This window comes from Achromobacter animicus (assembly GCF_040775605.1).
Lineage (GTDB): Bacteria > Pseudomonadota > Gammaproteobacteria > Burkholderiales > Burkholderiaceae_B > Achromobacter > Achromobacter animicus.
In genome coordinates this window covers 4,431,036-4,457,209 of sequence record NZ_JAYGJK010000001.1, presented here as the reverse complement: position 1 = coordinate 4,457,209, position 26,174 = coordinate 4,431,036, and the positions used below count along the sequence as shown (strand labels likewise).

Genomic DNA, 26,174 nt, shown 5'->3' with positions numbered 1-26,174 from the left:
TTCAGTACGTCTTGTACGGCAGGAATTTGCCGCTCATCACGATCTGCACCCGGTCACCCTTGGGGTCGGCTTCGCGCGACAGATCCATCTTGAAGTCGATGGCGCTCATGATGCCGTCGCCAAACTCTTCATTGATCAGCGCCTTGAACGTGGTGCCATAGACGTTGATCAGTTCATAGAAGCGGTAGATCAGCGGGTCGGTGGGCACGGTGCTGGGCAGCGAGCCCTTGTAGGGCACGACCTGCAACTGCACGACGGCGTCTGCAGGCAGATCCAGTACGCGGGCGGCGGCCTGCGCCTGTTCCTCGGTCATGGTCATCTGGCCCAGCAGCGCGGCGGTGGTCCATTCCTTGCTCTGGCCGACGGCTTCGGCGATGGCGCCCCATGACAGCTTTTTTTCAAGCTTGCGGGTGACGACGAGTTCGGTGACTTCAGCGCGGGACATCATGATGGTTCACTCCTTGTGATGGGCCTTGTCGACCAGGAAGTCGACGAGATGGTTGCGGATGTCGTAATAGCGGGGTTCGTGATGCAGGCTGGCGCGCGTGCGGTCGCGCGGCAGGTCCACGGTGACGGATTCGGCGATGCGGGCGTAAGGACCCGCGCTCATGAGCAGGATGCGGTCGGACAGCAGGATGGCTTCGTCGACATCGTGCGTAATCATGAAGACGGTCTGGCGGGTTTCCTGGACGATGGCGCGCAACTCGTCCTGGATGGCGCCGCGCGTCAGCGCGTCCAGGGCGCCAAAGGGTTCGTCCAGCAGCAGCATCTTGGGCTGGATGGCAAACGCGCGGGCGATGCCGACGCGCTGCTTCATGCCGCCGGAAAGTTCGCAGGGTTTCTTGCCGGCGGCGTGACCGAGGCCAACCATGTCGAGGTAACGCTGGCTGTGCACGCGGACCTGTTCGCGGTTGTAGGCCGGCCAGCGCGATCGAACGCCGAATTCCACGTTCTGCAGCGCCGTCAGCCACGGCAGCAGCGCGTGCGCCTGGAACACGACGCCGCGTTCAAGCGACGGCCCCGCGACCTCGCGGCCGTCCATGATGACGATGCCTTCGTTGCTGTCGTCGATACCGGCCAGCACGTTCAGGATGGTGGTCTTGCCGCAGCCGGAATGGCCGATGACGCAGACGAACTGGCCCTTGTCGATCTGGAAGTCGATGTTCTCGAACACGGGCGGCTGCGGACGGCCATCGCGTCCGGGATAGCGCTTGCCCAGCCCTTGGACCTGCAGGAAAGATTGGCTCATGCGCGTTACTCCCGATAGCTCACCAGCCGGGCGGCGCGCGCCAGCAGGTTGTCCAGCAGCATGCCGATCAGCCCGATGAAGAAGATCGCGCAGATGATGTTGGAGATGGACAGGTTGTTCCACTCGTTCCAGACGAAGTAGCCGATGCCCGTGCCGCCGATCAGCATTTCGGCAGCGACGATCACCAGCCATGCGATGCCGACCGAGATGCGCATGCCGGTCATGATGGTGGGCGCCGCGGCGGGCAGGATGACCTGCAGCGCCGTGCGCAGCCGCGACACTTCCAGCGTGCGCGCCACGTTCAACCAGTCCTGCCGCACGGCGCCTACGCCAAACGCCGTGTTCACCAGCATGGGCCATAGCGAGCAGATGAAGATCACGAACACGGCGGAGGTGTTGGCGTCCTTGATGGTGTAGAGCGCCAGCGGCATCCACGCCAATGGCGAGATCGGCTTGAGCACCTGGATGAAGGGGTCGAACGCACGGTACACCGTTCGGGACATGCCGATCAGGAATCCCAGTGGGATCGCGACCAGCGCGGCCAGGCCGAAGCCAGTCAGCACCCGCGCGACGGAGTAACCCAGCTGGATTCCGATCCCCTTGTCGTTCGGTCCGCGGTCATAGAACGGGTCCTTCAGGTGCTGCCACAACTGCGCGCCGACCTCGGCAGGACCGGGAAACGGCGTCTTGGACCCGCTGGCCGCGGCATTGCCGACCAGCGCGGCGTAGGCCGGATCCACCGTCGCCTCGCCCGCATCGGGGCGGGTGGCGGCGTGCCACAGCAGCAAAAACGCCAGGAACAGGGCGACGGACAGGAACGTGGCCCGCCAGTGTTGCACGGACCCCATCAGGTCCTCCGGATCTTGAAGCTGGCGAGGTAGGCCTCGGGCTGGCTGGGATCGAAGGGCTTGCCCATGACGCTGAAGGTCTTGCCGGTTTCCGCGGGCGGGGTCAGCCCGGCCTCGCGCATCAGGCGCACGGCGTCGGTCGCCAGGAAGACGTCGCTGGCGATCTTCTGATAGTCCACGTCACCCTTGACCTGGCCCCAGCGCTTCATCTGCGTCAGGATCCACACGGCGAACGACTGCCACGGCATGGGATCGAAGTCGATGCGGTTGGGATCGGTGATCACCTTGCCCAGGCCGTCGGCGTAGGTGCCGGTCAGCACCTGTTCGACCACCGTGACGGGCTGGTTCAGGTAGTTGGGGGCGGCGATTGCGGTGGCGATTTCCTTGCGGTTGGCGGGATTGCGGGCGTAGGCGGTGGCCTCGATGATGGCTTTCAGCAGGGCCTGATAGGTGTTGGGCATGGTGGTGACGAACTCCTTGCTGGCGGAGAACGCGCAGCAGGGGTGGCCATCCCAGATGGCCTTGGACAGGGTGTGGATGAAGCCGACGCCGTCGTACACGGCGCGCTGGTTGACGGGATCGGGCGCCAGGAAGCCGTCGATGTTGTCGGCGCGCAGGTTGGCCACCATTTCGGGGGGCGGCACGGAACGGATCTGCACGTCGGTGTCGGGATCCAGGCCGTGTTCAGCCAGGTAGTAGCGCAACAGGTAGTTGTGCATGGAGTAATCGAAGGGGACGGCGAACTTGAAGCCCTTCCAGTCCTTCGGGTCGCGCCGGTCCTTGTGCTTCATGGACAGCGTGATGGCCTGGCCGTTGATGTTTTCGACGGCGGGCATGGTCCAGGGCACAGCGCGGCTGGCGCCGACACCCATCGAGATGGCAAGCGGCATGGGCGACAGCATGTGCGCGGCGTCGTATTCGCCGGACATGGCTTTGTCGCGAATGAGCGCCCAGCCGGCGGTCTTGACGACTTCGACGTCCAGGCCCTGCTTGCCGTAGAAGCCCATGGGGTGCGCCATGATGATGGGCGTGGCGCAGGTGATGGGGATGAAGCCGACCTTGAGTTTCTGCTTCTCCAGCGGGCCGGCGGTCTGCGCGAAAGCTTCCTTGGCGGCGGCCAGCGGAAAGATCGACGCAATGGCTGCCATGGCGGTGCCGCTGCCGACTGCGCGCAGGAAGCGCCGGCGCAGCGCATCCTGCGGGAACAGGGCGCGCATGACGGCCTGCTCGACGGCACTGGCGGCGGTGTCGCCCGTCAGACCGGTTTGCTCGGCGCGTTCGTGTTCGGCCTGCGAGGCGTGGCGGCCGCAGCCGCAGGCAAGGCGGCTGTTGGCGTCGAACGGATTGCTGAAGAGGGACATGGTGGCTCCTTCGATCGGGAATGGAGCCATCATGGGGCTGCGTGGCGGCAGCCGGTATCGCCGGTTCAACGATACGCGTGTAGGGGACTTACTACGTGGTGCGCGCGGTGCGCCGCGGTAGTGCGTGCGCGCTCAGATCGCACCCAACTGGTGCGTGTTGGCGTAGGAGACCAGTTCCACCAGCGTGCGGACGTTGAGCTTTTCGAAGATGCGGCTGCGGTAGGTGGAGATGGTGTTGACGGACAGCGCCAGCTGTTCACCGATGGCCGAGACGGAGCGGCCGGCGACGAGCAGTTGCAGGACCTGGAATTCGCGGTTGGACAGAAGTTCGTGCGGTGGGCGGGAGCTGTCCTGGCGGACGGTGTGGGCGAGCAGTTCGGCGACGGTGGGGGTGACGTACATCTTGCCTGCCGCAGCGTTGGTGAGCGCGGCCAGCAGTTCTTCGGGTTCGCAACCTTTGTTGAGGTAGGCGTGCGCGCCGGCGCGCAGGGCGCGGACCGCAAACTGGGATTCGGGGTAGACGGACAGCATGACGACGCCGAGTCCGGGGTGGTCGGCGCGCACGCTTTTCAACACGTCCAGGCCGTCGCGTTCGCCGAGGGCGACGTCCAGGACGATGGCGTCGTAATGCGCCTGGCGCAGGGCGCGCAGAGCGGCGGGGCCGTCGGCGGCTTCATGCACGAGGGCGACGCGCGGGTCTTCTTCAAGAATGCGAGCGAGGCCTCGGCGGATGATGAGGTGGTCGTCGACGATGAGCAGGTTCAGGGGCATGGCAGGGTTTCCTTCATGCGGCCAGCGGGTTCAGGCGCAGGCGGGCGCGCATGCCGGCGCCGGGGGCACTGTCCAGCGCAAGGTCGCCGCCGATGGCGCGGGCGCGCTCGCGCATCCCCAGGATGCCGAAGGTGTGGCGGTCTTCGGGCAACTGCATGCCGACGCCGTCGTCTTCGACGGTGAGAACGAGGCCGTCGGCGCCCCAGGCGGCGCTGACGCTGACGCTGCGTGCGCGGGCGTGCCGCTGCACGTTGGTAAGCAGTTCCTGGACGATGCGGTAGATGGCGATTTCAGCGTTGCGGTCGAGGCGCAGGCTTTCGGTGTCGGGGGGGCAGAGGTAACGGCATTGGAGGCCGCTGCGGGTTTGCAGGTCTTGCAGCAGGGCTTCGAGGGCGGCCCAGAGGCCAAGATGGTCAAGGACGACGGGGCGTAGGTCGTTGAGGATGCGGCGGGTGGCGCCCATGGCGGTCTGGGTGACGTCGAGCATGCGGTCGAGGTGCGTCTGCAGGGCGGGGGTGGCGCTTAGCTGGCGGCGCAGCCAGTTCAAATCCAGTTGCAGGGCGGTGAAGGAGGCGCCGAGGTCGTCGTGGATGTTGCGGGCGATGTGGGCGCGTTCTTCTTCGCGCAGGGTGCTCAGGTGGGAAGACAGGCGGCGCAGGGATTCATGGGCGGCGCTGAGTTCAGCGGTGCGTTCGCCGACGCGGCGTTCTAGCAGGGCCTGGGTGTTTTGAAGCTCACGTTCGATGCCTTTGCGGGCGGTGATGTCGGAGAAGGTGACGACGGCGCCTACGACTTCCTGGTCGTTGCGGATGGGGTACGAGGCGTATTGAGCGTCGAAGCACGTGCCATCGCGGCGCCAGAGCACTTCGTCGTCGGCGCGTTCGCCTCGGCCGTCGCGGAAGGCTTTGAAGATGCGGCAGTCGTGGACCGGCATGAGGGTGCGGTCGGCGTGGGAGTGGTGGATGAGGTAGTGCATGTTGCGGCCGACGAGCTCATCGGGGGTGTAGCCGAGCATGTCGGCGCCGGCGCTGTTGATGAAGATGCATCTGCCGCGCAGGTCGATGCCGTAGATGCCTTCTCCGGCGGATTCCAGCAGCATTTCAAGCTGACGGCGCCAGGCGGCGTGGTGCGAGAGGTGCTTCAGGTCGGCGAACATGAATGGGCTGGTGCTTGTTGAATCTGCCGGGGAGTTGCCCCGGATCCCCTTGGTGCGCGGGTTTTTGGTTGCGCTTTTGCGCGGAGTTTACGGGAGTGGGTGGGAGTTGCGGGGGGAGTGAGGGAAATCCCTTCGTTGAATCTGTCGGCGTGGGGAATGGTTCTTTCGACGACCGGTTTGGGGTTGGTGCGGGTTCTTGAGGCGCTCGGTGCGGCTTCGGTGCGGGTTCTTAAGACGCCCGGCGCGGCGGTGGCCTGGGTGCGCGGGGCTACGATTGCGGTCCGGAGCCTTCGCTCCGGACTGCCCCGTCGTCATCGTCGTTGTCGCCTTCGGCGACTGCCTTCCGATTCCCTCGGGCGCATCTACACGCCCCGCGCACCCAGGCCACCGCCGCACCGGGCTGCGTCGTATGAGGTCGTGCGGTCGGCGGGGAGGGCGGCTTGCTTGGCCTTCTTTTGTAGGTTTGTTGGTGGCCGGAAGATCTTGCGGGGCTGCCAGATGTCGGCCGCGCGGGCGGCCTTATCTGGCGTTCGGGGGGCTTGCGTCGACGGCTTCGAATCGAGGTGTCTGACACCCGCTGAGCCGGTCTCACAGACTGACGATCCTGCTACTGGGTGTCTGACACCGGCCCGCTGACGGATGCGACATACTGAAGTGCGCGCAAAGCAAATCGCCGGCCTGTCAGGCCGGCGATTTCATTTGACGCTTGCTTGCCGCATTGTGCGTTTACGGAATCAGCGACAAGCCCACGCGGAACTGGCTTTCGTTGCGCTGGTTGTAGCCCAGCAGCGTCTCGCCGTAGCCGTTGAAGTACTGCAGATGCAGGTAGCCGTTCCAGTTCAGGAACGTGCGGCGCAGCGGCCACGCGAAATCCAGCTGCGTCGTGCGTCGCTTCTGATCTCCCTGGCGGTACATCGCCGAGACGACGGCGCCGTTGTCCTGGGCCCAGCGCAGTTGCCAGTCGACGTGGCCGGCGTAGTCGGCGTAGTCGCTGTTTTCCTTGGCGACGGCGAAGTAGGCCTTGACCTTGGGGGCGAAGGTGAGGGTGCTGCCGCTGTCGAAGCGGTAGTGGAAGCGCGGTTCGATGTAGCCGTCGTTGAGCGAGCGGGAGTCTTCGCCGTCCTTGCCGTTGGAGGCGTGTTCGACGCCGGTGTTCATGCCGAAGCGCCAGTTCTGGTTCTCGGATTTCCAGATGTCGTCGGTCATCCAGAAAACGCTGGGATTGAACGTGGTGTCGATGAAGGGCTTGGAGTCGCTTTCCAGGTCCCACAGCGAGGTCTGGGTGTAGCCCAGGTAGAAGTCGTCGTGCCAGGTGTCTTCGCCGCCGCGCGGGCTGATCAGGCGGTATTTGGCGCTGATCTGGAAGCGGGCGGTGGTGAGGCCGCGGGTGCCGACGGCGAAGTAGACGGGCTTGTAGGCGGAGAAGGCGCTTCGGAATTTGTCGAAGGCGGCCTGTTCGACGGTGGGTTCGACGGTGGCGGCGGGGGCGGGGCCGGCTTCGGGGGAGGCGCCTGCGGCGGCGACGGCTGCGGCCGGGACGGGTTGGCCGCTGCGTGGGTCGACGACGGGCGTCTGGGCGGGCGTGGTGGCCAGGGTGCCGCTGTCGCGGCCGGTGGCGTCGAGCGCCATCATGGACGGTTGGCCTTCGATGGAGACGGCTTGCAGGCCGCGTGCGGTGGCGGGCACTTCGGCGGACCAGGACATGCGCGCGAAGTTGTTGACGGGCACGCTGTAGTTGTCGCGGCCGCTTTTCAGTTTGGCGAGGCTGCGGACGATCTGGCCGTCGGGGCTGCGCCACTGCAGGACGAGTTCGGGCGGGGCCTGCCAATCGACGCGCGAGCCGCCTTCGTTGAAGAATACGGCCTCGATGGTGACGGTTTCGCCGGGCGCCGCGGAGGGGCGGTCCAGTCGGTATGACACGCCTGCCGCGGCGGAGCCGGCCGCGCTCAGGGCCAGGACGGCGGCAAGGAGGCGGGGGGTGGGAGAGCGGTGAAAAGGACGGCGGGAGGTCATTGAGGATGTATCTGATTTTTGTGATCAGGCAATGTAGCACCGACTCTGGCAACAGTTTGTAAATCAGACTAATCGTATGTGTGGGCTGTAAAAAATGCGAAAAACCCCGCGCGTTGTCGACAATGCGCGGGGTTTTATGAGCAGGTTTGTGGTGCGTGAACCGAGGTCCTGCGGGGCCGGGGCCTTGCGGCTTGATGCGTTGTCACGCGCGGGCTTGCTGCAAGCGCCGCGCGTGGCCGGCATCGGCGTTATTCCCCGAACTTGATGCCCTGTGCCAGCGGCAGATTGCGCGAGTAGTTGATGGTGTTGGTCGCGCGCCGCATGTAGTTGCGCCAGGCGTCCGAACCGGACTCGCGGCCGCCGCCGGTTTCCTTTTCGCCACCAAACGCGCCGCCGATTTCGGCGCCGGAGGTGCCGATGTTGACGTTGGCGATGCCGCAGTCGGAGCCGGCGGCGGACAGGAAGGTTTCGGCTTCGCGCAGGTCGTTGGTGAAGATGGCGGACGACAGGCCTTGCGGCACGCCGTTCTGCATGGCGAGGGCGTCGCCGAAGTCCTTGTAGCGCATGACGTAGAGGATGGGCGCGAAGGTTTCGTGGCAGACGACGTCGGTCTGGCCGGGCATTTCGGCGATGGCGGGGCGCACGTACCAGGCGTCGGGATATTGGTCGGCCAGGACGCGCTCGCCGCCGGTGACCTTGCCGCCCTGTTCGCGGGCGGCGGTCAGCGCGGCCTGCATGGCGTCGAAGGAGGCGCGGTCGATCAGGGGGCCGACGAGGTTGCCGCTGTCGAGCGGGTTGCCGATGGGGGCACTGGCGTAGGCCTTGTGCAGGCGCTGGACCAGTTCGTCGGCGACGCTTTCGTGGACGATCAGGCGGCGGGTGGTGGTGCAGCGCTGGCCGGCGGTGCCGATGGCGCCGAAGACGATGCCGCGGGCGGCCATGTCGAGGTCGGCGGTGGGGCCGACGATGATGGCGTTGTTGCCGCCCAGTTCAAGCAGGACGCGGCCGAAGCGTTGCGCGACGCGCGGACCGACCTGGCGGCCCATGCGGGTGGAGCCGGTAGCGGACACCAGTGCGACGGTGTGCGAGTCGACCAGGGCTTCGCCGACCTCGCGGCCGCCGATCAGGACTTCGGACAAGCCGGCGGGCGCGTCGCCAAAGCGTTGAACGGCCTGCGCGAAGAGCGCCTGGCAGGCCAGGGCGGTGAGCGGGGTCTTTTCCGAAGGCTTCCAGACGACGGCGTTGCCGCAGACCAGCGCCAGCGCGGCGTTCCAGGCCCACACCGCGACGGGGAAGTTGAAGGCGCTGATGACGCCGACGACGCCCAGCGGATGCCACGTTTCCATCATGCGGTGGCCGGGGCGTTCGGAAGCGATGGTCAGGCCGTAGAGCTGGCGCGACAGGCCGACGGCGAAGTCGCAGATGTCGATCATTTCCTGCACTTCGCCTTCGCCTTCGGCAACGATCTTGCCGGCTTCCAGGCTGACGAGGCGGCCGAGTTCTTGTTTGTGCTGGCGCAGGGTTTCGCCGAACAGGCGGATCAGTTCGCCGCGGCGGGGGGCGGGGACGTCACGCCAAGCCAGGCTGGCTTGCCGCGCGCGGGTGATGGCGGCGTGGGCCTGGGCCACCGTGTGCTCATGCACCTGCGCCAGTTCGGCGCCATCGATAGGGCTGCGGGCGATCAGGGTGCCGCCGGTGAGCGCACTGGAGGTGAGTCCGAGATTGCGCAGGATGTCTTGAGGAGTGTCCATGCCGGTTCCTTCGAGGCCTTGCGAAGTCAGCGCCTTCGCTTAAGGGTTATGCCTAAGTGGCGATTCTGGAAAAAAATTTACTATACGAAACTATGACGTGAAATGCGAAATATTTTTGAGGCGCCCTTTGCTGGCCTCCTTGAAACGCCAGTGCGTGCGGCAGATCCTCAGTCAGCCCCTCGCGCACTGCACCTGAAGGTGAATTCGTGGCGGAACCGTTGCTCGTTGTTCAGGCAGTCAAAAAGACCTATCAGCGCGACGGGCATCCCCCGCATCTGGCGCTGGACGGCATCGATTGCCAGCTCGAACGCGGCGAGGTGATGGTCGTGGTTGGTCCGTCCGGCTCGGGCAAGAGCACCTTGCTGCGCACCCTGAACGGCCTGGAAAGCATCGACAGCGGCACGATCCGCGTCAATGGCGTGTCGCTGACGGATCCGGCCACCGACGTCAACCGCTGGCGCACCGACGTCGGCATGGTGTTCCAGCACTTCAACCTGTTCCAGCACCGTACTGCGCTCGACAACGTGGCGCTACCCCAGCGGGTGGTGCGCGGCCGCAGCCGTGCCGATGCCGAACGCTACGCCCGCGACCTCCTGGGCCGCGTCGGCATGGCGGAGTTCGGCGACCGCTACCCCAGCCAGTTGTCCGGCGGCCAGCAGCAGCGCGTGGCGATTGCGCGCGCGCTGGCGATGGACCCGCAACTGATGCTGTTCGACGAGGCCACGTCGGCGCTCGATCCTGAAACGGTGGGCGGCATTCTTGAATTGATGCGCGCCCTGGCGCGCGATGGCATGACGATGGCGGTGGTGACGCACGAAATGGGCTTCGCCCGCGACGTGGGCGACCGCGCGCTCTTCATGGACGCGGGCCGCATCGTGGAGATGGGTACGCCCGACGAAGTGTTCGGCCACCCCAAAGAGGCGCGCACCCGCGCCTTCCTGGAAAAGATTCTGTAGTCCCGCCGGTCCGGCTTATCCGGGCGCTGCCGGCGCGATGTGCCTTGCCCGGAACGATATGGGTCCAATCACCAAAGGGGTTAGCAATGTTGAAAATCAAACAATGGCTGGGCGTGGCCAGCGTCGCCCTGGCGGCCGCCACCGTGGCCCTGCCGGCACAGGCGGACGAACTTTCCGACATCATCAAGCGCGGTGAATTGCGCGTGGCGGTGCAGACCTCGGGGCCGCTGATGAGCTTCATGGACAAGACGGGCAAGCGCACGGGGCTGGCCGTGGAAGTCGCCAAGCGCATGGCCGACGACCTGGGCGTGAAGCTGGTGCTGCAGGATTATGAATGGAAGGGCCTTTTGCCTGCGCTGCTGTCAGGCAAGGCCGACATGGTGGCCGCCGACATGACGCCCACGCCGCAGCGCGCCGCGCAGGTGCTGTTCTCGCTGCCCATGTTCTACGCCGACACCGTCGCCGTGGTGCCCAAGGATTCCCCGTACAAGAACTACGCCGAACTGAACAAGTCGGGCGTTACCGTCGGCGCGCTGGGCGCCAGCACCTACGCCGAAGTCGGCAAGAAGATGCTGCCCACGGCCACGCTCAAGGAGTTCTCGGGCGGCAGCGCGCCGGTTGGCCAGGCGCTGTCCAGCGGCCGGCTGGATGCCGGCATCATGTCGCTGTCCACCGCCAACCAGTTTCTCGTCGACTTCGGCAACCTGCGCGTGCTTGAGGGCGTAATGGTGCGCGAGCCCCTGGCGTTTGCCGTCGGCCCCAACGCGTTCCGCCTGAAATTCTGGCTGGACAACTGGCAGACGCTGAAGACCGCTGACAACTCGCTGCCGGAACTGGTCCAGTACTGGTATTCCACCGATTGGAAGAAAGACCACTGATCGGAGACGGGACCGCCCATGGACTGGCTGATCGATTTCTATAACTGGCGCATCGTCAGCCAGTACACGGGCCAATTTGCCGAAGGCCTGGCCAACACCCTGATCGCTGCGGGTGCAAGCCTGGTGCTGTCGGTGCTGGCCGGGGTTCCGCTCGCGCTTGCCCATATGTCGTCCCGCGGCGCGGTGTGGCGCCCGGTGGCGGCGTATGTGCAATTCGTGCGCTCCACGCCGCTGCTCGTGCAGATCTACCTGGTCTATTACGCGGTGCCCTATCTTGTGCCGGGCGCCAAGGGCTGGAGCGAGATGGTGCTGGGCATCCTCGCCATGACCCTGCACCACGCGGCCTACATGAGCGAAATCATCCGCGTCGGCATCGAGTCCGTGCCGCGCGGCCAGATCGAAGGCGCCAAGGCCTGCGGCATGAACTACCACCAGCGTCTGCGCTACGTGGTGCTGCCGCAGGCATTCGCCAATACGCTGCCGCCGCTGCTGGGCCAGACCGCCGTACTCATCAAGGACACGTCGCTGCTGTCGCTGATCACGGTCTTTGAACTGGTTGCCGCGGGCGTGCAGATGAACAGCGAACGCATCGTGCCCAACGAAGCCTTCCTGACCATCGCGGCAGGCTATCTGCTGATCTACTGCGTCATGCTGCTGCTGTCCAAGGGCGTCAGCCTGTGGCTGGCCGGCCCGGCCTGGAACGCGAGGTAATCATGCTGGACTCCTATCTTTCCACCGCCGGCGTCGTGCTGCCTTTTCTGCTCAAGGGCTTCTGGGAGACGCTGAAGATCTCGTTTGTAGCCATTATTGCCGGCTCGCTGCTGGGTTTCGTGATCGGCGTGATCCGCAGCTACCGCATCCGTGGCGTGCATCAGATCCTGGGGTTGTACATCCACATCCTGCGTGGCACGCCGTTTCTGGTGCAGCTCTACATCGTCTACTTCGTGCTGCCCAGTTCGGGTATCGAGCTGCTGCACTGGGATTCCGGCACGGCGGCCTTCGTGGCGCTGTCGGTGTACACGTCCTGCTACGTGGCGGAAATTGTCATGGGCGCCATCCAGGCCGTGCCGCGCGGACAGACCGAAGGCGCAATGACGTTGGGCCTGCGCCCTTTGCAGATTCTGTGGCTGGTGATCCTGCCGCAGGCCATGCGCCTGATCGTGCAGCCCATGAGCGGCGTGTACGTCATGCTGATCAAAAGCACCGCCATCCTGTCCGTGGTCGGTATTACCGAGCTGACCCGCCAGGGGGAAGTCTTCATCATCACCTTCCCGGCCAAATCGCTGTTCATCTACGGCATGATCGCCGCCATCTACTTCATCTACTGCTACCCGCTCCTGCGCCTGGCCAACTGGCTGGAAAAGCGCCTGACCGGGGGCCTGCAAGGCGCGGGCCTGCACTGAGCCGACACCATGGTCTCCGAGTACATCGACACCTACTACAAGCGCACGATCGCCGACGGCGACACCTACTATCCGCCGCTGGCGGGCGCGGCCAGCGCCGACGTCTGCGTGATCGGCGCGGGGCTGGCGGGCCTGTCCACGGCGCTGGAACTGGCCCGGCGCGGCCGCAACGTGACCCTGCTGGAAGCGCGGCGGATCGCCTGGGGCGCCTCGGGCCGCAACGGCGGCTCGGTGTCACCGGCGTTTTCCGCGGGCGCCGACGCCATCCGCAAGCACGTCGACGAAGACCATTACCGCCAGCTTTACCGGCTGTCGATGGAGGGCGTCGAGATCATCCGCGACAACATCCGCGACCTGCGCATCGCCGACGCCCACAAGGTCGACGGACGGCTGCGCGTCGTGCGCTACGAGGCCACCGACGCGCTGCGCCAGTGGTGCGACAGCCAGCAGCGCGACTTCGGGCGCGACGTGCGGCTGCTCTCGCGCAGCCAGGTTCGCGAACGGCTGGTGTCCGACGTCTACCATCAGGGCATCGAAGACCCCTCGTCCTTTCACTTCCATCCGCTGAACTACGCGCGCGCGCTGGCCCGCGAGTGCGTGCGGCTAGGCGTGCGCATCCACGAGGATTCGCCCGTCGTGCAGGCCACGCTCGACGGCGCGGTCAAGCACCTGAAGACCGAGCAAGGCCAGATCGACGCCGCCACCGTGGTGCTGGCCACCGGCGGCTACACGGGCGACGTCGTGCCGGCCCTGCGCCGCGCAATGCTGCCCATCGCCACCTACATCATGCTGACCGAACCGCTGGGCGACCGCGTGCGCGAAGCCATCCGCAGCAATGCGGCCATCGGCGACGACCGGCGCGCCGGCAACTATTACCGCGTCCTGGATGGCGGCCGCATCGGCTGGGGCAGTAGAATCACCACCCGTGTCGACGACCCGCCCGATCTGGCCGAGTCCCTGCGCCGCGAACTGCTCAGCGTCTACCCCCAATTGCAAGGGGTGCGCGTGGAGGCAGCGTGGTCGGGACGCATGGCCTACGCGCGGCACCTGATGCCGCAGATCGGCCTGCTGGGTCCGAATGTCTGGTATTGCACCGCGTTCGGCGGACACGGCATGAACACCACGTCCGTGGGCGGACGCGTCGTGGCCGAGGGCATTGCCGGCGACACGCAGCGCTACAAGCTCTTCGAACCGTTCGGGTTGGCCTGGAACGGCGGAAGCCTGGGCACGGCGGCGGTTCAACTGACTTATTGGTCTTACCAGGCGCGTGATTGGTGGCGTGAGCGTCAATCGCGGGGCTGACTATTGCGGGCTTGAGGATTCGGGCCTGAGGGCTTGGGCCTGAGTATTGCGGGCCTGACTACTGCGGGCATGACAGGGTATACAGATGCAAGGCAACAAACAGAGCGCATTGGCACAACGGCTGCGAGCCTTGCGCCAGGCGCGCGCGTGGACTCTGAAGCAGGCGGCCGAGGCCACCGGCGTGTCCGCGTCCACCCTGTCCAAGATCGAGAACAGCCTGCTGTCTCCCACCTATGACAACCTGATCAAGATCGCCGCGGGCCTGGACCTGGACGTGGCCGAACTCTTCACCGCCTCCGACGCCCACATGGGCACCGGCCGCCGCAGCCTGAGCCGCCAGGGCGAAGGCCGGCAGTACGAAACTCCGTATTACGATCATCGGTTGCTATGCACTGCGCTATCGCACAAGCGCATGATGCCGTTTCATACCCGCGTCAAGGCGCGCGCCTTTGACGAGTTTCAGGACTGGAGCCGGCACGGGGGGGAGGAGTTTGTGTATGTGCTGGAGGGAGAGGTTCAGCTTTATACGGAGTTCTATGAACCGGCCCGGCTGAAGGCGGGGGAGAGCTTCTATATAGATAGCCGCATGGGGCACCGGGTGATCAGCCTCAGTCCGGAGGATGCGATTGTGTTGTGGGTGTCCACGCATACGGATATAGGCGAGGAGTAGGGGCGACCCGCTTGGGGGCGACCCGCTTGGGAGCGGCCCGCTCGGGGCGAGCCGCTGGGGGCGACTGATGTGGGGACGACCCACTTTTCCCGCAACAGGGTAAAATGCGCGGCCCGGACGGGTTCCGGGCGTCACCACAACGCGCGGCAGTAGCTCAGCTGGATAGAGCACGGGCCTTCTAAGCCTGAGGTCGGGGGTTCGAGCCCCTCCTGCCGCGCCAGAGTTGCCGAAGCAAATCAAGGTATCGCGTGACGGGGAAGTTCGTTGCTCAGGCCATTATTAGAAAAAAATGCGGATGGATGAATCTTTTGGGCTGCATCGCCTCTGATGGTTGCAGTTCGCAATTCAGGTGCGTGGCAAGAGAAAAGGACCGATGATTGGTCGGCCCCTGCTTCCTTAAGATCTCACTCTGCCTGTTGGATCGCGAGTCGGGTGTCGTCTAGCTGCTAAGAGGCACGCCTCTGACTTGAAACCGATCCATCAAAATCGTTCTGTGCTTAAGGCAATCAAGCGCGTCCTCGAGCTTCGTTAGTGCAACTCCATAGGCGGGGGACGCGCCAAGTCCGGCCTGGATGCAGCGCAGGCGGTCAACTACGACAGCCAGCAGTGCTTCATTTGTAACGCCGTTTGGAACCAAATCGAGAACCGGACCGTTTTGGAAAAGGATTTCTATCTTCTCAGCAGAGGATGGACAGTCCTCGACATGCTGGCGCGACGGATTGGTCTGCGCGTTAAACCCACTCACTACATAAAGGTGGTTCATGCCGGCAGTGCATGGCTCGTCGGTGGCGACGATCGTCAGCTTTTCTTTTGCCTTATTGACGATGTGCTCGATAATTGGCCGGGTCATCGATTGCTCCATTTTAGTCGTAGGTTGTTTGGCTTCACTCAATCGTCAGATCGCTCCAAGAGCTTGAACCAATTTACCAATTTATGACAGCCCTGCAATCTGTAGTAATTACTAGATCAAGATTCCTAACCTAATTGGCTTGACATTCAGATAAATCTGCGGCGCTCACTGCTGCTTAACTCCCAGTAATGCTGTCTCGCGTCGGGTACGCTTGGCGGGCCTATTTCTCAAGCAAGGTTGCGGCGTGGAACCCGCTGAAAGTGACCCGCGGGTATGGAGTCGACCAAGCTTGTCGTTCAATCTCAAGTGCGGGAGCCAACGGTGTGCCCATGCTCGCCGATTTATACACCGGTGCGGCTTTCAGCAGACCGGTCGATCCGGCGCCAGCGTCCTGCTCTGATGGCAGCATAGGCCGCCTAGTAGGCGGCCGTTCCCGAGAGTCAGGCGTCGGCGGGATATGGTGGCGGATGCTAACATCCGTCGACTTTTTCAAAGTGGTCCCTGGCTGTGCAGATCGGAATCCGCGACGCAAGTTCATTGAGCTACATTCCCGGCCTGGACGGGGTGCGTGCCATCGCCGTGCTAGTGGTGATGACCTTTCATTTCACTGCCGGGTTTGTCCCTCAACTGCGGCTGCTTGGCGTTGGGTGGCAAGTATTCGCAGGGGTCGCAGGTACTGGCTGGGTGGGGGTCGATATTTTTTTCGTCCTTTCCGGGTACCTGATCGCCAAAGTACTGAAAACGCGCCCTGTTTCTTCCATAGCCGGATATTCGAACTTTATCGGTAGGCGTTTCCGTCGTCTGGCACCGCCTTACATTTTCTGCCTCCTCGTATTTGGGGCAGTTGCATGGCTCTTTGTCCCGGGCAGCAAGGCTTTTAACAATCAGTACCTGTTGTGGACGTTGACCTCCAACATTGAAGCCAGCTTCGGCGACCGTAACGCACTAGGCGATCCCTATTTTTCGCTTGTGCATTTTTGGTCCCTCGCGGTGGAGTGGCATTTTTACCTGCTCTTCCCCCTGCTGGTATTTATGACTGGGTCAGTGAAGCGCGCCGCAGGTGTGTTGGTTGCGGCAGCGTTGGCGTGCCGAATGGCATTTGTGCATTTTGGGGTGTCCGACAACGCCATCTATTCATTCTCGCTGTGCAGGGCCGATTCCCTGGCGCTGGGATGCCTTCTCGCCTGCATCAATTTGAACGACTACAAGCGTTATCGCTCAGCCGCCGGTTTGATCGGTGTGCTTGTATTTGTTGCTCTGCTTTCTAGCTTGGCGCTCGATTCCAAGCCATTCAAGATGGTCTCCTGGCTACAGATGGTAGGGTATACGGCGCTGTCGGTTGCGATTGCGATGATGCTGTTCGCGGTCTTGCAATCCTCGCCTCAGTCAAAGGTGACGCGTGCTCTTGAGCAAAAATGGCTGGTGTGGATCGGAAGGGCTAGCTACAGCCTCTATATCTGGCACCTGGTGTTCTTCCCGTGGATACAGGCCACGGTAGCTCGGCAGAACTACGACATTCGGCTTCAGTATCTGCTGACGCTAGTGATTTCCATGTCGGTGTCTTTCCTTGCCGGCTCTATTTCCTTCCGGTTCATCGAGGCGCCCTTCATGCGACGTCGGCATTTATCCAAGGCTTCGGTGGCCAGCACATAGCCTGGCGATAGGCAATTCATTTTCTCCAAGCACCTTCGGGCTTTTTTTCGTTCATGGTGAAGCTGGGTGACTGAAAACTTCCCAGGCCATTGCCCAGACCCGGAGTGCTTGGCCCGGCACCAAATCGTGGTCGACGCCTAGGCCGAGCCCTGTTGCAGTCAGGCTCACACCGGCTGTACGTCCTGCGCCCTAGTCGGTTGCCTCGCCGTTCCAGTGAGTACAGGTCCGGCATCCTTCGGCGATCGGGGAATGAACCAGGACATGGCGCGTTGGAACAGACGGCTGCAAAGCCGCATATAATCAGAGCCCACAACTTGAACCTGTTCTAACGCAGAGCAGAAAGACGCGCGCAAATTCAAGGCGTTAGCCTCATTTAACCCAGGCTTTCCAAGCCCTCGGGGCCGAAGTTCGAGCCCCTCCTGCCGCGCCAGCTCCACTGGCTTTCCTTATGAACCTAGACCGACTGCGTCGCGAATTTCCCCGCTACGACATAACCACCCTTCCGACGCTGCCCGAAGGCTACGTCGACGCGTCCGAGCGCATCGACGCCGCCCCGTCCTTCGTGAACGAAGAGCGCGGCTTGAAGGTGTATGTCGACTACGCCAACTACGCCGACCGCGAATCCGGCAGAAGCCAGCGCTACTGCGTCTCGCGTTGGGACGAAGAAGAAGGCGACTACGAGGATGTGGCGCTGTCGACGAATGATTGGGCGGAAGTCGTGCGGTTTTTGACTGCCTGAGTCGTCTTTCGGGGCGATCGATTTTTGCGACGATCATCGTCGTAGTCGCCCCCGTGAGCCTCGATAGGGATAACCCTGTAGGGGCTTTTGCATTTCGAAATCAGATGTCGAGTTGATCGAACCGAAGACCCAGCGCGGCCGCGATTCGCTGGTGGTTCGTCAGGGCCTTCACGTTCTGAGCATTTGGAAGATCAGCCAGGGAGGTCACCGCGTTGGCGATGCGGTGGCGGTCTTGCCGGTTTTCAAGGTAACTATAGGTTTTGCTTTTTTTCGATGTTGAGCGTCCGCCAGCTCCGGCGCGGCTAAGACAGCGGGTGGGACCTGACGCGCCTGGAGTTGAGTCCTGGATTGATGCGTTTCACTGCGCAGGCACGTCGACCAAAGCCCCACGCCGAACCACACGCTTCGCCACATCCCCCCCCACCCAATACGCAAGCTCCGCCGGATGCGTGATCTCCCACGCCACAAAATCCGCCACCTTCCCCACCTCCAGCGTCCCGTGCGTCGTTGACAACCCCAACGCCCGCGCCCCGTTCGCCGTCACCCCCGCCAGCGCCTCCTCGGGAGTCATCCTGAACAACGTACACGCCATGTTCAGCATCAACCGCAACGACAGCACCGGCGACGTCCCAGGATTCAGATCCGTCGAAATCGCGATCGGCACGCCGTGCTGCCGTAGCAGATCCACCGGCGGCAACTGCGTCTCACGCAGCGCATAGAACGCGCCGGGCAACAGCACCGCGACTGTCCCCGCCTTGGCCATCGCCAGTACATCCGATTCGGTCAGGTACTCCAGATGGTCGGCAGACAAGGCGCCATAGCGCGCCGCCAGATTCGCGCCGTGCAGCGATGACAGTTGTTCCGCATGCAGCTTCACGGGCAGGTTCAGCCGGGCAGCCGCCTGAAACACCCGCTCCACCTGCACCGGCGTAAATGCCAAGTGTTCGCAAAAGGCATCCACGGCATCGACCAGCCCCTCGGCGGCCAGCGCCGGCAGCATGGTCAGAGCAACTTCGTCGATGTACTCATCCGGACGCCCTGTGAACTTTGGAGGCAGCGCGTGCGCGGCCAGGCAGGTTGCACGCACCGTCAGCGGCAGCGTCTGACCCAGGCGCCTGGCCACGCGCAGCATCTTGCGTTCATTCTCCAGATCGAGCCCGTATCCCGACTTGACCTCCAATGTCGTCACGCCATCTCGCAGCAACTGCAGCGCACGGCGGTGGGCGCTGGCGTACAGTTCGTCTTCGGTTGCCGCGCGCGTGGCGCGTACGGTGCTGGCGATGCCGCCGCCCTGGGCGGCGATGGTGGCGTAGTCGACGCCTTGCAGGCGCTGTTCGAATTCGCGGCTGCGGTCGCCGCCGAATACCAGGTGGGTGTGGCAGTCGACGAGTCCGGGCGTGACCCACGCGCCGCCCAGGTCGTGGACGTGCGCGGCATCGACGGAGGGTAGTTCCGAATCCGGGCCGATCCATTCGATGCGATCGGCCCGGGTCACGATGGCCGCGTTCTCGATTGCGGAATACGTGCCGCCGGCCATCGTGGCGGCGTGGCAGTGTCGCCAGACTTGTCTCATGCGTTTCTCCTTGGTGCAGGCGCCGGCGGAATCCATGGCCCGGCGCTGCGTCGATCAATCCGAACCCTGGGCCGCAGGCAGGGGTTCGCGGTCCGGCAGGCGCTTGGGATATACCCAGAAGCGATAGGCCAGGCAAAGTAGCGCGATCCAGACAACGCCCACGCCCAACGCCTGCTGTGTGCTTGGAAAATTGCCCAGCACCGCGATCACGAAGGCCATGAAGGCAATGGCGAGCAAGGGTCCCAGCGGCCAGAGCGGAACGGGGAATTTCAGTTGCGCGATCTCTTCCGGACGCATCTTGCGCCGCATCGCCACCTGCGACAGCAGGATCATCAACCACACCCACACCGTGGCGAACGTGGCGATGGACGCGATCAAGAGAAATACGTTCTCCGGAATCAGATAGTTGAGCAGCACGCCCACCAGCAGCGCCACGGACATCACCACCACCGTCATCCACGGCACGCCGTTGGCCGATACGGAGGCAAATCCGCGCGGCGCCTGGCCTTGCTGGGCCATGCCGAACAGCATGCGGCCCGCGCCGAAGATGTCGCTGTTGATGGCCGATACCGCAGCTGAGATCACGACGATGTTCAGGATGGTGGCCGCGGAACTGATGCCGAGGCTGTCGAAGATCTGCACGAACGGGCTGCTCTTGCCGTCTATCTGCGTCCACGGGAAGATGGACATCAGCACGAACAGCGTCAACACGTAGAACAGCAGGATGCGCATGGGCACCGCGTTGATGGCGCGGGGGATGGTGCGGGCAGGGTCCTTGGCTTCGCCGGCGGTGATGCCGATGATCTCGATGCCGCCGAACGCGAACACCACCACGGCCAACGATGCGATCAACCCGCCCACGCCATTGGGCATGAAGCCGCCATGCTCCCACAGGTTGTGCACGCCGGTGGCGGGGCTGTCTGCGCCCATCCCCATACCGAACAGCATGATGCCTAGCCCGCCCGCGATCATCGCGACGATGGCGCCGACCTTCAGCAGCGACAGCCAGAACTCCAGTTCGCCGAACACCTTGACGGAAAGCAGGTTGATGGCGCCGATGAAGCAGACGATGGACAGGACCCAGATCCATCGCGGTACGTCCGGATACCAGAATCCCATGTACAGCCCGAACGCGGTGATGTCGGCCAGGCAGACGATGATCATCTCGAATGCATAGGTCCAGCCTGTCAGAAAGCCGGCCAGCGGTCCCAGATATTGCGTGGCGTAGTGGCCGAACGAGCCGGACACCGGGTTGCGCACCGACATTTCTCCCAGGGCGCGCATGACCATATAGACGGCGGCGCCCGCGACCAGATAGGCCAGCAGCACCGAAGGACCCGCCGCCTGGATCGCCTTGCCCGACCCATAGAAAAGGCCCGTGCCAATGGCCGAGCCCAATGCCATGAAGCGGATGTGCCGGGCGTTCAGCCCGCGGTTGAGTGTCTGCGCTTCTGCCGGTGTGTCTGACTGCGAGGATGCTTGCATCGTTGTCTCTCTCGGTTCCTTGGTCGGTCTCTCATAAAGCGCCGCGCAGGTGCCTTCTGATGGGCCCGTGCGCGCGGCGAGGCGATGACGGCCGGATGCGTCCGGCCGGCAGAGGGGCAGCGTCAGAGGCTGGGCAGCAGCCCCGCGGGCATCAGACCGTTCATGACTTGCGCGTCGATCAGGCCGCTGGCCGCCGCGATGTCCGGCGCGAAGAAGCGGTCTTCCTCGTAGTGGGACACCTTCTCGCGCAGGGCGCGGCGCGCGGCTTCCAGTTGCGGAGACGTCCTGAGCCCTTCGCGGAAGTCCAGGCCCTGGCACGCGCCCAGCCATTCGATGGCCAGGATGTCGCGCACGTTGTCGGCCATGGCCCACAGCCGCTTGCCTGCGTTGGGCGCCATCGACACATGGTCTTCCTGGTTGGCCGAGGTGGGCATGCTGTCCACGCTGGCCGGATGCGCCAGTGCCTTGTTGTCGCTGGCCAGTGCCGCCGCTGTCACCTGGGCGATCATGAACCCCGAGTTGACGCCGCCCTTACGCACCAGGAATGGCGGCAACTGCGACATGTGCTTGTCCATCATCAGCGCGATGCGCCGTTCCGCCAGGGCGCCGATTTCGGCGAGCGCCAACGCCAGGTTGTCGGCGACCAGCGCCACGGGTTCGGCATGGAAGTTGCCGCCGGAGATGACGTCGCCCTGCTCGACGAACACGAGCGGGTTGTCGGACACGGCGTTCGATTCGATTTCCAGTACCTGCGCCGCGTGGCGGATCTGCGTAAGGCAGGCGCCCATCACCTGGGGCTGGCAGCGCAGCGAGTAGGGATCTTGCACCTTTCCGCAATCGGCGTGGGAGTGGCCGACTTCGCTGTCGTCGCCCAAGAGGCTGCGGTAGACGGCGGCCACGTCGATCTGTCCAAGCTGCCCGCGCGCGGCGTGGATGCGGGCGTCGAAGGGGGCGCGCGAGCCCAGCATGGCCTCGACGCTCAGGCTGCCGCACACCAGACCTGCCGCCATCATGTCTTCGGCTTCGAACAAGCCGCGCAGCGCGAACGCGGTGGACACCTGGGTGCCGTTCAAGAGGGCCAGCCCTTCCTTGGCGGCCAGCGTGAGCGGCGCGAGGCCCGCGCGCGCCAGCGCCTCACGCGCGGGCAGCCATTCGCCTTGGTAGCGTGCCTGGCTTTCGCCCAGCAGGACCATCGACATGTGCGCGAGCGGGGCCAGGTCGCCCGAGGCGCCCACGGAACCCTTGAGCGGAATGTGCGGGTACACGCCCGCGTTGACCAGCGCGATCAGGCTGTCGATGACATGGCGGCGCACGCCGGAATAACCGCGAGCCAGACTGTTGATCTTGAGCACCATGATGAGCCGCACCATGGCGTCGTCCAGCGCCTCGCCCACGCCGGCTGCGTGCGAGCGGACCAGCGAAGTCTGCAACGCCTGCAAGTCTTCGCGCGCGATCTTGGTCGAGGCCAACAGGCCAAAGCCCGTATTGATGCCGTAGACGGTGCGGCCTTCGGCGATGATGCGTTCAACCGTGGCCACGCTGGCGTCGATGGCCTGCGCGGCGCCGGGATCCAGCGTCAGGCTAACGGGCTGCTGATAGGCGCGCCGCAGGTCGGCCAGCGTCAAGTGGCCCGGTTTCACATGCAATTCCATTCCTCTTTCTCCTACGCCGGCGGTCCGGCTGCTTGCTATCGTTGTCATGCGGTCTGTTGCGCGGGCTGGTCCATCGCGAGGCTGCGCCGCGCGGGTGTCAGCGCTTGCCGGTCACCATGGGCAGGTTCAAGCCCTGTTCGTGTGCGCAGTCGATGGCGATCTGGTAGCCGGCGTCCGCGTGCCGCATCACGCCCGTGGCAGGGTCGTTGGTCAGCACGCGGGCGATGCGCTCGGCAGCGGCGTCGGTGCCGTCGCACACGATGACCATGCCGGAGTGCTGCGAGAAGCCCATGCCGACGCCGCCGCCGTGGTGCAGCGACACCCACGTCGCACCGCTGGCGGTGTTGAGCAGGGCGTTGAGCAGCGGCCAATCGGAAACGGCGTCCGAGCCGTCGCGCATGGATTCGGTTTCGCGGTTGGGGCTGGCGACCGAGCCGGAATCGAGATGGTCGCGGCCGATGACGATGGGCGCCGACAGTTCGCCTGACCGCACCATTTCGTTGAACGCCAGGCCCAGCTTGGCGCGCTCGCCCAGCCCGACCCAGCAGATGCGCGCGGGCAGGCCCTGGAAGCTGATGCGCTCGCGGGCCATGCTGAGCCAATGATGCAGGTGGGCGTCGTCGGGAATCAGTTCCTTGACCTTGGCGTCGGTTTTGTAGATGTCTTGCGGGTCGCCGGACAGCGCAGCCCAACGGAAGGGGCCCACGCCGCGGCAGAAGAGCGGACGGATGTAGGCCGGAACGAAGCCGGGAAAGTCGAACGCGTCGGCGACGCCTTCTTCCTTGGCCATCTGGCGGATGTTGTTGCCGTAGTCGAAGGTGGGGATGCCCTGGCGCTGGAAGGCCAGCATCGCCTGCACGTGCACGGCCATGGATTGCTTGGCGGCCTTGATGACCGCCGCCGGTTCGCGCTGGGCGCGGTCGCGGTATTCCTGCCAGGACCAGCCGGCGGGCAGGTAGCCGTTCAAGGGATCGTGCGCGCTGGTCTGGTCGGTGACCATGTCGGGCTTGACGCCGCGGCGCACGAGTTCGGGCAGGATTTCGGCGGCGTTGCCGCACAGCGCGATGGACACGGCGCGGCCGGCCTGCGTGTGTTTGGCGATGCGGGCCAGCGCGTCGTCCAGGTTGGCTGCCTGTTCGTCCACGTAGCGGGTGCGAAGGCGGAAGTCGATGCGGCTTTGCTGGCATTCGATGTTCAGGGAGCACGCGCCGGCCAGCGTGGCGGCCAGCGGCTGCGCGCCGCCCATGCCGCCCAGGCCGGCGGTCAGCACCCAGCGCCCGGACAGGTTGCCGCCGTAATGCTGGCGGCCGGCTTCGACAAAGGTTTCGTACGTGCCTTGGACGATGCCCTGGCTGCCGATGTAGATCCAGCTGCCGGCGGTCATCTGGCCGTACATGGCCAGGCCCTTGGCGTCCAGTTCGTTGAAGTGTTCCCAGGTGGCCCAGTGCGGGACAAGGTTGGAGTTGGCGATCAGGACACGCGGCGCGTTGGCGTGTGTCTTGAAAACACCTACCGGCTTGCCCGATTGCACGAGCAGGGTTTCGTCGTCGTTCAGGGCCTTGAGCGATTCAACGATCTTGTCGTAGCAATCCCAGTCGCGGGCCGCGCGGCCGATGCCGCCGTAGACGACGAGCTCGTTCGGGTTTTCGGCCACATCGGGGTCGAGGTTGTTCATCAGCATGCGCAAGGGCGCTTCGGTCAGCCAGCTTTTGGTGTTGAGTTGGCTGCCGCGCGGGGCGCGGATGGCGACGTCGCGGAATCGGGGGGATGGGTTCAAGTGAAGTCTCCTGGATCGGGTCAAGGCGCGCTGTGATCCAGCGCCATGGTGAGAAGATCTTAAGACGACTATGGTTGTATATACAATAGCAGATGACTGGTTTCGGACTGAGGGATTACCCCAATGAAAAATGCCGAAACCTGTGAGATTTCGGCATGGGAAAAGTCATGCGGGAGGGCGCCGCACTGGCGCGTTGCAGTTCAGTCGGAAGCGACTCGTCGCGTCATAGGTACAGCGTGCGGAAAGCGGTGAACGTCACGTTGTGAACTTGCCTTCCAGCCGGTGACGGGAACCCGGATGGATCAGGCGGGCCAGTGTCACCGCGCGGTCGCCGGACCAGGTGCGCCGGCGGATCAGCAGGCAGGGTTCTTCGCGGTCGATCTGCAACAACTGGCATTCGCGCGGCTTGGCAAGAATGGCTTCGACCACGTGCTCGCCGGCGCTCAGCGGCGCCACGCGCGTCAGGTATTCGTACGGCGTGCTTTGCGTGAAGTCCTGCAGCAGGTAGTCGGGCGCAAGGCGGACATTGACGTAGCGGTCTTCAAGCTGGATGGGTACGTCGTCTTCGTAATGGACGATCAGTGAATGAAACACTGGCTGGCCTGCGCGGATGTCCAACGCCTGCGCTTGCTCGGCGCCGGCCGGTTCTTCGGCCAGCCGCACGACGCGGCTGTGGTGGCGGTGATTGCGTGCCGCGATTTCGTCGGCAATGTTGTTCACGGCGAACAGCGCCGAGCGCGCCTTGGGCTGCGCGACGAACGTGCCGACGCCTTGCATCCGAACCAGCAGGCCTTCGGCGGTCAGTTCGCGCAGTGCGCGGTTGATCGTCATGCGGCTGAATCCCAGTTCATCGACCAACTCGGCTTCGGACGGCACGCGGTAATGCGCAGGCCAGGCGCCGCTGCGGATCTGCTGCGCGATCATCTGTTTGACCTGCGCGTACAGCGGGGCGGGCAGGGCATTGGCCGGGACGGGCAATCGGGGGGGAGAAGCGGCCACGGGTGGGATCCTGGGAGTGCGATACGTAAGCAAGGAAAGATGCGGTTCCTAGTATAGACAGGTACACATCACTTGCGAACGGCGGCGCCCCTATCCCGTCATCACGCCATTCTTCACCGCCAGAATGTGCGCCATCACGCTCACCGCGATTTCGGCCGGCGTCTTGCTGCCGATGTGCAGACCGACTGGCGAGTGCAGCCGCTGCACGGATGCTTCGGTTTCGTCCAGATGTTCGATGAACCGTTGCCGGCGGCTGGCGGCGTTACGGCGCGAGCCGATGGCGCCGACGTAGAAGGCAGGACTGTGCAGCGCTTCCAGCAGCGCCATGTCGTCAAGTTTGGGGTCATGGCTGAGCGCCACGATGCACGTGCGGGAATCCGGGTTCAGCGCGCGTACGGCGTCGTCGGGCATTTCGGTGGTGAATGCCACGCCGTCGACGGACCAGGTGCCCAGATGCTCGATGCGCGGATCGCACACGGTGACCGCAAAATCATTGAACAGCGCCATGGTGGCGACGTACTCGGCCAGCGACCCTGCGCCGATCAGCAACAGCCTGTACTGCGGGCCCAGCGTGCTGGATAGGGTGACGCCATCGAAATGCAGGGCCTCCGGCGCCGAGGCGTCGCTCAGCGTGACCGCGCCGCTGGCGCAATCGACCGTCCGCTGTACGAGCTGGCCGGTCTCGAGCCGGCGGACCAGTTCATTCAGTATTCCGCCGTCCGGTGCAAATTCCAGAAGCAGTTCAAGCGTCCCGCCGCAGGGCAGTCCGAACCGGTGCGCCTCGTCGGCCGTGACGCCGTAGCGGACGAGTTCGGGCGCCGATTGTGGAATGCTTCCGTCGCCGTAAGCCCGCGTGTAGCGGTGGATCAGGTCGTCCTCGATGCAGCCGCCGGACACCGAGCCGATGCAACGGCCGTCCTCGCGCAGCACCATCATGGACCCCACGGGCCGCGGCGACGAGCCCCATGTCTTGACGACCGTAGCCAGCATCAGGCGATGCCCGGCCTCCTGCCAGTCGCGCGCCGCGCGCAGCACGCGGACATCAACGCTTTCCATGGGCGTGCTTCCTTTGGATCAAAAAGGCGTTC

Annotated in this window: 23 protein-coding genes and 1 tRNA gene; 9 read left to right on the top strand and 15 right to left on the bottom strand. The window is 64.4% G+C overall.

What is annotated here, in order from left to right:
* Position 1: 1 nt before the first annotated feature.
* The 8 genes from cynS to amaB form a co-directional block, all read right to left on the bottom strand.
* Complete coding sequence (gene cynS, locus AB3147_RS20355) at positions 2-445, bottom strand: cyanase (RefSeq protein WP_056324548.1); 444 nt, start codon at positions 443-445, stop codon at positions 2-4.
* Positions 446-454: 9 nt separating this feature from the next.
* A complete protein-coding gene (locus tag AB3147_RS20350) occupies positions 455-1,249 on the bottom strand; it encodes an ABC transporter ATP-binding protein (protein ID WP_175185754.1) in 795 nt (264 codons plus the stop codon).
* 5 nt (positions 1,250-1,254) lie between these two features.
* Positions 1,255-2,097: a nitrate ABC transporter permease gene (gene ntrB, locus AB3147_RS20345; RefSeq protein WP_175124391.1), complete on the bottom strand. Its 843-nt coding sequence runs from the start codon at positions 2,095-2,097 to the stop codon at positions 1,255-1,257.
* A complete protein-coding gene (locus AB3147_RS20340; protein ID WP_367352817.1) occupies positions 2,097-3,458 on the bottom strand; it encodes a CmpA/NrtA family ABC transporter substrate-binding protein in 1,362 nt (453 codons plus the stop codon). Before AB3147_RS20340 ends, ntrB begins: the two co-directional genes overlap by 1 nt.
* Positions 3,459-3,590: 132 nt before the next feature.
* Positions 3,591-4,229 carry a response regulator gene (locus AB3147_RS20335; protein ID WP_056563872.1) on the bottom strand — a complete coding sequence of 213 codons (639 nt, stop codon included), beginning with the start codon at positions 4,227-4,229 and terminating at the stop codon, positions 3,591-3,593.
* A gap of 13 nt (positions 4,230-4,242) precedes the next feature.
* Positions 4,243-5,385 carry a sensor histidine kinase gene (locus AB3147_RS20330; protein WP_218344398.1) on the bottom strand — a complete coding sequence of 381 codons (1,143 nt, stop codon included), beginning with the start codon at positions 5,383-5,385 and terminating at the stop codon, positions 4,243-4,245.
* A 726-nt stretch (positions 5,386-6,111) separates the two neighbouring features.
* Entirely contained in the window at positions 6,112-7,398 is a 1,287-nt protein-coding gene (locus AB3147_RS20325) for a phospholipase A (RefSeq protein WP_175139293.1), read from the bottom strand.
* Positions 7,399-7,646: 248 nt separating this feature from the next.
* Positions 7,647-9,149 carry an L-piperidine-6-carboxylate dehydrogenase gene (gene amaB / locus AB3147_RS20320; protein ID WP_175139292.1) on the bottom strand — a complete coding sequence of 501 codons (1,503 nt, stop codon included), beginning with the start codon at positions 9,147-9,149 and terminating at the stop codon, positions 7,647-7,649.
* Between the two features lie 206 nt (positions 9,150-9,355).
* Between amaB and AB3147_RS20315 the strand changes: the two genes are divergently transcribed.
* From AB3147_RS20315 to AB3147_RS20285, 7 genes are all read left to right on the top strand, one after another.
* Positions 9,356-10,105, top strand: coding sequence for an amino acid ABC transporter ATP-binding protein (locus AB3147_RS20315; protein WP_056563861.1), 750 nt, complete (start codon positions 9,356-9,358; stop codon positions 10,103-10,105).
* A gap of 86 nt (positions 10,106-10,191) precedes the next feature.
* Positions 10,192-10,983, top strand: coding sequence for an ABC transporter substrate-binding protein (locus tag AB3147_RS20310; protein ID WP_175124386.1), 792 nt, complete (start codon positions 10,192-10,194; stop codon positions 10,981-10,983).
* 18 nt (positions 10,984-11,001) lie between these two features.
* Positions 11,002-11,694, top strand: coding sequence for an amino acid ABC transporter permease (locus tag AB3147_RS20305; protein ID WP_175124385.1), 693 nt, complete (start codon positions 11,002-11,004; stop codon positions 11,692-11,694).
* Positions 11,695-11,696: 2 nt separating this feature from the next.
* The gene (locus AB3147_RS20300) at positions 11,697-12,386 is read left to right on the top strand and encodes an amino acid ABC transporter permease (protein ID WP_175139291.1); all 690 of its coding nucleotides are present in this window, start codon (positions 11,697-11,699) and stop codon (positions 12,384-12,386) included.
* A gap of 9 nt (positions 12,387-12,395) precedes the next feature.
* Positions 12,396-13,688, top strand: a complete 1,293-nt coding sequence (locus AB3147_RS20295) for an NAD(P)/FAD-dependent oxidoreductase (protein ID WP_367352816.1) — start codon at positions 12,396-12,398, stop codon at positions 13,686-13,688.
* Positions 13,689-13,773: 85 nt separating this feature from the next.
* The gene (locus AB3147_RS20290) at positions 13,774-14,358 is read left to right on the top strand and encodes a helix-turn-helix domain-containing protein (protein WP_175124382.1); all 585 of its coding nucleotides are present in this window, start codon (positions 13,774-13,776) and stop codon (positions 14,356-14,358) included.
* Positions 14,359-14,501: 143 nt separating this feature from the next.
* A tRNA-Arg gene (locus AB3147_RS20285) sits at positions 14,502-14,578 on the top strand.
* Between the two features lie 219 nt (positions 14,579-14,797).
* On the opposite strand, the gene AB3147_RS20280 is transcribed toward AB3147_RS20285, so the two are convergent.
* Positions 14,798-15,250, bottom strand: coding sequence for a hypothetical protein (locus AB3147_RS20280; protein ID WP_218344402.1), 453 nt, complete (start codon positions 15,248-15,250; stop codon positions 14,798-14,800).
* Positions 15,251-15,745: 495 nt separating this feature from the next.
* Here AB3147_RS20280 and AB3147_RS20275 point away from each other — a divergent pair, with 495 nt between their 5' ends.
* A complete protein-coding gene (locus AB3147_RS20275) occupies positions 15,746-16,861 on the top strand; it encodes an acyltransferase family protein (protein WP_218344403.1) in 1,116 nt (371 codons plus the stop codon).
* A 448-nt stretch (positions 16,862-17,309) separates the two neighbouring features.
* On the top strand, positions 17,310-17,600 hold the full coding sequence (locus AB3147_RS20270) for a hypothetical protein (protein WP_105239900.1): 291 nt from the start codon (positions 17,310-17,312) through the stop codon (positions 17,598-17,600).
* A 358-nt stretch (positions 17,601-17,958) separates the two neighbouring features.
* On the opposite strand, the gene hutI is transcribed toward AB3147_RS20270, so the two are convergent.
* The 6 genes from hutI to AB3147_RS20240 all read right to left on the bottom strand — a co-directional run bounded on the left by hutI (position 17,959) and on the right by AB3147_RS20240 (position 26,142).
* The gene (hutI, locus tag AB3147_RS20265; protein WP_218344404.1) at positions 17,959-19,173 is read right to left on the bottom strand and encodes an imidazolonepropionase; all 1,215 of its coding nucleotides are present in this window, start codon (positions 19,171-19,173) and stop codon (positions 17,959-17,961) included.
* 54 nt (positions 19,174-19,227) lie between these two features.
* Positions 19,228-20,658, bottom strand: coding sequence for an amino acid permease (locus AB3147_RS20260; RefSeq protein ID WP_218344405.1), 1,431 nt, complete (start codon positions 20,656-20,658; stop codon positions 19,228-19,230).
* A gap of 122 nt (positions 20,659-20,780) precedes the next feature.
* Positions 20,781-22,310, bottom strand: a complete 1,530-nt coding sequence (gene hutH, locus AB3147_RS20255) for a histidine ammonia-lyase (RefSeq protein ID WP_367352815.1) — start codon at positions 22,308-22,310, stop codon at positions 20,781-20,783.
* Between the two features lie 97 nt (positions 22,311-22,407).
* Positions 22,408-24,087 (bottom strand): urocanate hydratase, encoded by a 1,680-nt coding sequence (hutU, locus tag AB3147_RS20250; protein ID WP_367352814.1) that lies wholly within the window; start codon positions 24,085-24,087, stop codon positions 22,408-22,410.
* Positions 24,088-24,342: 255 nt separating this feature from the next.
* Positions 24,343-25,086 (bottom strand): histidine utilization repressor, encoded by a 744-nt coding sequence (gene hutC / locus AB3147_RS20245; protein ID WP_279974892.1) that lies wholly within the window; start codon positions 25,084-25,086, stop codon positions 24,343-24,345.
* A gap of 90 nt (positions 25,087-25,176) precedes the next feature.
* The gene (locus AB3147_RS20240) at positions 25,177-26,142 is read right to left on the bottom strand and encodes an XdhC family protein (RefSeq protein WP_343737177.1); all 966 of its coding nucleotides are present in this window, start codon (positions 26,140-26,142) and stop codon (positions 25,177-25,179) included.
* Positions 26,143-26,174: the final 32 nt, after the last annotated feature.

What these genes read in the sequence shown, in the direction of transcription:
- cynS (WP_056324548.1), bottom strand. Translation starts at nt 445, where the DNA reads ATGTCCCGCGCTGAAGTCACCGAACTCGTCGTCACCCGCAAGCTTGAA.
- AB3147_RS20350 (WP_175185754.1), bottom strand. Translation starts at nt 1,249, where the DNA reads ATGAGCCAATCTTTCCTGCAGGTCCAAGGGCTGGGCAAGCGCTATCCC.
- ntrB (WP_175124391.1), bottom strand. Translation starts at nt 2,097, where the DNA reads ATGGGGTCCGTGCAACACTGGCGGGCCACGTTCCTGTCCGTCGCCCTG.
- AB3147_RS20340 (WP_367352817.1), bottom strand. Translation starts at nt 3,458, where the DNA reads ATGTCCCTCTTCAGCAATCCGTTCGACGCCAACAGCCGCCTTGCCTGC.
- AB3147_RS20335 (WP_056563872.1), bottom strand. Translation starts at nt 4,229, where the DNA reads ATGCCCCTGAACCTGCTCATCGTCGACGACCACCTCATCATCCGCCGA.
- AB3147_RS20330 (WP_218344398.1), bottom strand. Translation starts at nt 5,385, where the DNA reads ATGTTCGCCGACCTGAAGCACCTCTCGCACCACGCCGCCTGGCGCCGT.
- AB3147_RS20325 (WP_175139293.1), bottom strand. Translation starts at nt 7,398, where the DNA reads ATGACCTCCCGCCGTCCTTTTCACCGCTCTCCCACCCCCCGCCTCCTT.
- amaB (WP_175139292.1), bottom strand. Translation starts at nt 9,149, where the DNA reads ATGGACACTCCTCAAGACATCCTGCGCAATCTCGGACTCACCTCCAGT.
- AB3147_RS20310 (WP_175124386.1), top strand. Translation starts at nt 10,192, where the DNA reads ATGTTGAAAATCAAACAATGGCTGGGCGTGGCCAGCGTCGCCCTGGCG.
- AB3147_RS20305 (WP_175124385.1), top strand. Translation starts at nt 11,002, where the DNA reads ATGGACTGGCTGATCGATTTCTATAACTGGCGCATCGTCAGCCAGTAC.
- AB3147_RS20300 (WP_175139291.1), top strand. Translation starts at nt 11,697, where the DNA reads ATGCTGGACTCCTATCTTTCCACCGCCGGCGTCGTGCTGCCTTTTCTG.
- AB3147_RS20295 (WP_367352816.1), top strand. Translation starts at nt 12,396, where the DNA reads ATGGTCTCCGAGTACATCGACACCTACTACAAGCGCACGATCGCCGAC.
- AB3147_RS20290 (WP_175124382.1), top strand. Translation starts at nt 13,774, where the DNA reads ATGCAAGGCAACAAACAGAGCGCATTGGCACAACGGCTGCGAGCCTTG.
- AB3147_RS20270 (WP_105239900.1), top strand. Translation starts at nt 17,310, where the DNA reads ATGAACCTAGACCGACTGCGTCGCGAATTTCCCCGCTACGACATAACC.
- hutI (WP_218344404.1), bottom strand. Translation starts at nt 19,173, where the DNA reads ATGAGACAAGTCTGGCGACACTGCCACGCCGCCACGATGGCCGGCGGC.
- AB3147_RS20260 (WP_218344405.1), bottom strand. Translation starts at nt 20,658, where the DNA reads ATGCAAGCATCCTCGCAGTCAGACACACCGGCAGAAGCGCAGACACTC.
- hutH (WP_367352815.1), bottom strand. Translation starts at nt 22,310, where the DNA reads ATGGAATTGCATGTGAAACCGGGCCACTTGACGCTGGCCGACCTGCGG.
- AB3147_RS20240 (WP_343737177.1), bottom strand. Translation starts at nt 26,142, where the DNA reads ATGGAAAGCGTTGATGTCCGCGTGCTGCGCGCGGCGCGCGACTGGCAG.